General features: G+C 52.9%; 8 protein-coding genes. 6 read left to right on the forward strand and 2 right to left on the reverse strand.

The genetic code is table 11. The features are described from left to right. The 6 genes from gatB to lgt all read left to right on the forward strand — a co-directional run. The coding region (gene gatB, locus AC1HCM_RS07080) for an Asp-tRNA(Asn)/Glu-tRNA(Gln) amidotransferase subunit GatB (protein ID WP_479461067.1) at positions 1-1213 on the forward strand (1213 nt) is incomplete at its 5' end. Then, positions 1210-1656, forward strand: coding sequence for a ribose 5-phosphate isomerase B (rpiB, locus tag AC1HCM_RS07085; protein WP_479461068.1), 447 nt, complete (start codon positions 1210-1212; stop codon positions 1654-1656). The genes gatB and rpiB, both read left to right, overlap by 4 nt. Position 1657: 1 nt before the next feature. Beyond that, the gene (locus AC1HCM_RS07090; protein ID WP_479461069.1) at positions 1658-2776 is read left to right on the forward strand and encodes an FtsW/RodA/SpoVE family cell cycle protein; all 1119 of its coding nucleotides are present in this window, start codon (positions 1658-1660) and stop codon (positions 2774-2776) included. A 15-nt stretch (positions 2777-2791) separates the two neighbouring features. Next, positions 2792-4072, forward strand: a complete 1281-nt coding sequence (gene hisD, locus AC1HCM_RS07095) for a histidinol dehydrogenase (protein ID WP_479461070.1) — start codon at positions 2792-2794, stop codon at positions 4070-4072. Next, positions 4069-4632, forward strand: a complete 564-nt coding sequence (locus AC1HCM_RS07100) for a hypothetical protein (RefSeq protein ID WP_479461071.1) — start codon at positions 4069-4071, stop codon at positions 4630-4632. Before hisD ends, AC1HCM_RS07100 begins: the two co-directional genes overlap by 4 nt. After that, on the forward strand, positions 4632-5444 hold the full coding sequence (gene lgt, locus AC1HCM_RS07105) for a prolipoprotein diacylglyceryl transferase (RefSeq protein WP_479461072.1): 813 nt from the start codon (positions 4632-4634) through the stop codon (positions 5442-5444). Before AC1HCM_RS07100 ends, lgt begins: the two co-directional genes overlap by 1 nt. On the opposite strand, the gene AC1HCM_RS07110 is transcribed toward lgt, so the two are convergent. Continuing rightward, a complete protein-coding gene (locus AC1HCM_RS07110; RefSeq protein WP_479461073.1) occupies positions 5432-5716 on the reverse strand; it encodes a thioredoxin family protein in 285 nt (94 codons plus the stop codon). The genes lgt and AC1HCM_RS07110 overlap by 13 nt on opposite strands. A 105-nt stretch (positions 5717-5821) precedes the next feature. Then, positions 5822-5917, reverse strand: coding sequence for an amino acid--tRNA ligase-related protein (locus AC1HCM_RS07115; RefSeq protein WP_479461074.1), 96 nt, complete (start codon positions 5915-5917; stop codon positions 5822-5824). Position 5918 lies beyond the last annotated feature (1 nt).

A 5918-nucleotide genomic window follows, 5' to 3' on the forward strand; every position in this document is an offset into this window, starting at 1 on the left:
AGAGTCAATCTTCGCCAGAAAGAACTACTTTTACCCCGACCTGCCGAAGGGATACCAGATATCTCAGTACGAGAAACCCATCGCAACCAACGGCTGGCTTGAGTTTGATATGCCCGATGGAAGCAAGAGAAGGGTGCGTATAAGAAGGCTCCACATGGAAGAGGATGCTGGAAAAAGCATCCATGAAGGCTCAAAGAGCTACGTTGACCTCAACAGGGCTGGGACACCCCTGATGGAGATAGTCACCGAGCCAGACCTCAGAACTCCCGAGGAGGCGCGCCTATTCCTTGAGAACCTCAGGAACGTAATGAGGTACACGGGAGTGTCAAAGGCTGATATGGAGAAAGGACAGCTTCGCTGTGATATAAACGTATCCATAAGACCTAAGGGCTCTCAGGAGCTCGGGACAAGGACTGAGATAAAGAACGTGAACTCCTTCAGGTTTGTCCAGAAGGCGCTTGAGTATGAGATAGAGAGGCAGATAAGGGTTGTCTCTGAAGGAGGAAAGATTGAGCAGGAGACGAGGACCTTTGACCCTGCCAGCGGTAAGACCTACACTATGAGAACTAAGGAGGAGGCTGAGGATTACAGGTACTTCCCTGATCCAGACCTCCAACCCCTTCTCCTTGAGGAGAGCTGGATAGAAGAGATAAGGAGCAGTATGCCCGAGCTACCCCACCAGAGGCTGGAGAGGCTGCTGAATCAGTACGGCATCTCCGAGTATGAAGCGAAGATATTTGTCCAGCACAAGGAGCTCGGCGACTTCTTTGAGGAGGCTGTAAAGCACTACAACGAGCCCAAGCTGATAGCCAACTGGCTCCTGAACGACCTCCTCGGACTGCTCAACGAGAGGCAGATACCCGTTGAGGAGTCTCCCGTATCTCCCGAGGGTCTTGCCCAGCTCGTCAAGCTCATAAAGGAGGGGGTGATTTCCACAAAGATAGGCAAGGAGGTCATAAAGGAGATGGTTCAGACGGGCAAGAGTGCCAGCCAGATAGTTGAGGAGCGGGGTCTAAAGCAGATAAGCGATGAAGGGGCTATAAAGGAGATAATAGAGCAGGTGATAAGCCAGTTTCCCCAAGAGGTTGAGAGGTACAAGGCGGGGGAAGAGAAGCTTCTTGGCTTCTTCGTTGGTCAGGTTATGAAGGCAACTAAGGGTAAGGCGAACCCAAAGCTCGTAAACCAGCTCCTGAGGGAGGCTCTGAAGGGATGAAGGTGGCTATTGGCTCCGACCATGCGGGCTTTCCGCTCAAGGAGAGGATAAAGGAGCATTTACTTGAACGTGGCTGTGAGGTGTTTGACTTCGGAACCACCTCCAAGGAGTCAACCCACTACCCCCTCTTTGCAAAGGAAGTTGCCCTCGCCGTTCAAAGGGGGGAGGCTGAGAGGGGGATACTCGTCTGCGGGACCGGGATAGGTATGTGTATAACAGCGAACAAGTTCAGGGGCGTGAGGGCTGCCCTGTGCTTCAACGAATACATGGCTCGTATGAGCAGGCTCCACAACGATGCGAACGTCCTCTGCCTTGGAGACAGGGTGATAGGGGAGGAGCTGGCTATATCCATAGTTGATGCCTGGCTTGAGGCTCCCTTTGAGGGTGGAAGACACGCGAAGCGTGTTGAGCTAATAAAGGAAATAGAAGAAGGACAAGTCTGATATGGAGCGCCTCAGCCGGTTCTACCCGGACCCGGTTGTGCTCTTCACCACCTTGCTCCTATCCCTCATGGGGCTTCTCTCAATAGTTAGCGTAAAGGTTGCCCCCCACATAATGGGAGACCTGGAGCTGACCCACCTTCGCAGACCTCTGCTCTTCGCCCTCTTCCTCCTGCTGGGCTTTCTCCTTATGTCCGCAACCTCTTACCTTCTTGATTACAAGAAGCTGAACAACCAGAGGGTGATTTACGGCATGGTCATCTTCTCCCTCTCCCTGCTCGCCTTTGTGCTAATAAAGAAGGTCGCTCTGGGGAAGCCCGTTGAGAGATGGCTCGTGGGAACGAGCATCCAGCCCTCTGAGCTCTCAAAGCTGATAATAATCTTCTTCATAGCCTATTACGTTGCGAGGAAGGGCTCCATTGACAGGCTAAGGTTCTTTGGGTGGGCTGTCTTTGTCGTGATGCTCCACTCAACCCTCCTCTTTCTCCAGCCGGACAAGGGCATGTCCCTCTTTGTACTCGTCATAGCCTGGGCGATGCTCTGGGCTGGTGGAACCCATCCTCGTATCTACCTTCCCATCGCAGGGCTCTTTATAGCCTTCATGTCCCTCCTGTTTCTATTCAGCGGTGGCTACGCCCACAGGAGGATAGCGGTTTGGCTCAGCCCTATGGAGGACTCCTTTGGAAGTGGCTACCAGATAATCCAGTCTCTTTTGGCGTTCATGAACGGGGGGCTCCTCGGTCAGGGCTATGGCAAGGGCTTCCAAAAGCTCGGTCCCCTGACTCAGGCGGATACGGATTATGTCCTGGCGACCATCGGAGAGGAGCTTGGCTTCCCGGGGATATTGTTCGTCCTGATGCTCTTTACCATACTTGTGTGGAGGCTCCTTCGCATAGCTAACGATACCGTTGATGTCTTTGGAAAGCTGATAGTCTTCGGGATAACGCTCAACATTCTCCTATCGGTTGTCGTTAACGTCATGATGAGCGTCAATCTGCTCCCTCCCAAGGGAATACCCCTTCCCTTCGTGAGCTACGGTATAAGCAACCTGATGGTGAACTTCCTCGCCCTCGGGGTGGTGGGAGCTGTTCAGAAGAGACAGCTACGCTACAGCCTGCTCTGATAAAATCCATAGATTATGGAGATAGTTGACCTCAGGGGTAAGGCGTGGAGATTTGACGAAAGGCTGAAGTACTTAGCCAGCAGGGGAGAGATCCTTACCGAGGAGTATGAGGAGAGGGTAAAGGAGATAATAAGGGATGTAAAGGAGAGGGGAGACGAGGCACTCCTTGAGTACACTAAAAAGTTTGACGGTCTTGAGCTAACTCCAGACACCCTGGAAGTTCCCTACGAAGAGCTGGAAAACGCCTATGAGGAGCTTGATGAGAAGGTAAAGGAAGCCCTTGAGATAGCTGAGGAGAGGATAAGGGTCTTTCACGAGAAACAGCTTGAGAATTCCTTCTTCAAAGAGGAGGAAGGCATAGTCCTTGGACAGAAGGTTCTACCTCTTGAGAGGGTTGGTGTGTACGTACCGGGAGGAAAAGCAGCCTACCCCTCAACTGTCCTTATGAATGTGGTGCCCGCGGTTGTCGCTGGCGTTGAGGAGATAGTGATGGTCTCCCCGAAGCCAAATCGCTACACCCTCGCCGCAGCCTACATAGCCGGCGTGAGCAGGGTCTTTCAGGTGGGAGGAGCTCAGGCTGTCGCAGCCTTAGCCTACGGAACGGACAACATCCCCCGTGTGGATAAGATAGTGGGTCCGGGAAACATATACGTTGCCTTGGCAAAGAAGCTTCTCTTCGGTGTGGTTGATATAGATATGGTGGCTGGACCTTCTGAGATACTCGTGATAGCGGATGAGTCCGCTGACCCATCCTGGGTCGCCGCTGACCTCCTTTCCCAGGCAGAACACGATGAGCTTGCTGCTGCAGTTCTCCTTACCCCCTCCGAAGGCTTTGCCAAGAAGGTCAGGGATGAGCTTCACCGAATGCTTGACTCCCTTGAGAGGAGGGAGATAGCGAAGAAGTCCATAGAGAGGTTTGGGACAGCCTTCGTGGTTGAGGACCTCTTCCACGCCTGTGAGGTGGCCAACTTCATAGCCCCGGAGCACTTGGAGGTGGTTACCGCAGAGCCTATGTCCCTGCTCCCCTATATAAGGCATGCGGGGGCGATATTCTTGGGCAGGTACGCTCCAGAGGCTCTCGGGGATTACGTCTTAGGACCTAACCACACCCTCCCAACGGGCAGGACTGCCCGTTTCTTCTCACCCTTGGGTGTTTATGACTTCATCAAGAGAAGTTCCGTTATATACGTTTCTAAGGAAGGCTTTGACAGGGTGGCTGACCTTGCAGAGGTGATAGCGAAAGCTGAGGGTCTTGAAGCCCACGCCCTATCTGTGCGTATAAGAATGGAAGAATGAGAGCTCTCCTCCTTCTCCTCCTGCTGGCAACCCTCTTTTCCTGTGCTCCAAAGGTTGAGAGAGCCTGCCCTCCTACAGAAGAGATCGCCCTCAAGTACAGGGAACGTTATGTTCCTCCCAATTTCAGGATATACGGGCTTCTTGAGTATGGTCCTCTCAAGTTCCCCATGATGCTTGCCAAGTACGATAACTTCTACACTGTGAGGATTGCAAAGACAAGGGACGTTGAGATGGAGAGGGACAGGGTATGCATAAGGGCTAAGTGTTACCTCCTCCCCGCCCCTCCAGAGGACCTCATCTTTGGCAGGCTCCTAAACGGCAGGGAGTATTCCTTTTGCAGGGGAAGGACCCTTTACTTCCGGGACAGGGGGAAGGTCTATGAGAGGATAGTCTCCTTCCTTGAGGGCAAGCCTCTGGAAGTATCTCTTATAAACCTACGCACCAACAAGAGTGTCCGTGTCCTCCTTAAGAAGGAGGACAAGAGGGGCTTTTTCAGAGAAATCATCTTTATCTTTGAGGGAACTGAGGTTAAACTCATAGTTGAGGAGGTAGAGGTCTGATGTTTCCGGAGCTGATAGAAATCTTCGGTATAAAGGTATCAACCTACGGGGTTCTCGTAGCGCTGGGGCTTATACTCGCTTACTTCTTAGCTCTGAGGCTCTCCCGCTCTGAGGGGATACCTCCGGAGAAGGCTGAGTCCGTCTTTATCTACGCTGCTGTCTTCGGTATAGTCGGAGCCAGGATAGCCTTTCTCTTGGAGCATCCTGAGGAGGTAAAGGGCATCCTTGACATCTTCGCCCTGTGGAAGGGAGGGGTGAGCTTCCTGGGTGGTCTTGCGGGGGGAATATTGGGAGCCCTTCTGGCGGTGAAGAGAAACGCCCTCCCCCTATGGAAGGTTGCGGACATTGCCGCCCCCTCCTTAGCCCTCGCCCACGCGGTAGGGAGGCTTGGGTGTACCTCCGCAGGCTGTTGCTACGGCAGGCCAGTCCCCAACGCCGAAGACGTGAGCGTAGGCATCCACTTCATGAAGGACTTCCCCTTCTTTTACGTGGTCTTCCCTCCGGGGAGCGTCGCCCCTCAGGGGATACCCCTCTACCCAACTCAGATAATGGAGGCTGTCGGCAACTTCCTAATATTCCTCATCCTCCTCTTCCTCTTCAGGAGAAAGAGATTTGATGGAGAGGTCTTCAGCCTCTACATGCTCCTCTACGGGGCGGAGAGGTTCGCCCTTGAGTTTTACAGGGGTGTGACCCCACCAATACCGGGTCTGGGGCTTACCTGGAACCAGGTCGCAACCATACTGATGATGGTGCTCGCCGTTGCCCTCTTCTTCGTTCTCAGAAGGGAAGCCCCGGCTCTTCAGGAGCGGTGATTATTCAAGTAGTTCTCAATTATCTCTTTGAGCCTCCACTTCCTCGGGAGCTCACCCATGAAGACAACGTCCTCATTGCTGTACTCCTCGTCTCCCCTGTCAATTAGAAGGACCGGCGTCGTCGCTATCCCCAAGTAGGTGAAGGTATCAAGCATCTCGTACATATCAACCTCTTCCCACTCAAAGGGGAGCTCCCTCTGAATGTCCTTAAGTATCTTCTTTGCTCTATCGCATCTGGGACAGACTTCCTGACTCACAAGAATGAATCTCATCGGGCTACCTCCGTGGGAGAAAATATACCCGCTGTTTGTTTTCCTTACATTGACCTATGTTATGTTTCCGCCGATACCCTCTTCCTTAAGGTCATCTCCCCTCTGTTAATCGCTCCATTGAGGTCTCATGTGAGGGAAAAGTATAACGTCCCTTATGGTGTCGGTATCGCTCAGGAGCATCACCAGCCTGTCTATCCCTATG

The organism is Hydrogenivirga sp. (assembly GCF_056450045.1).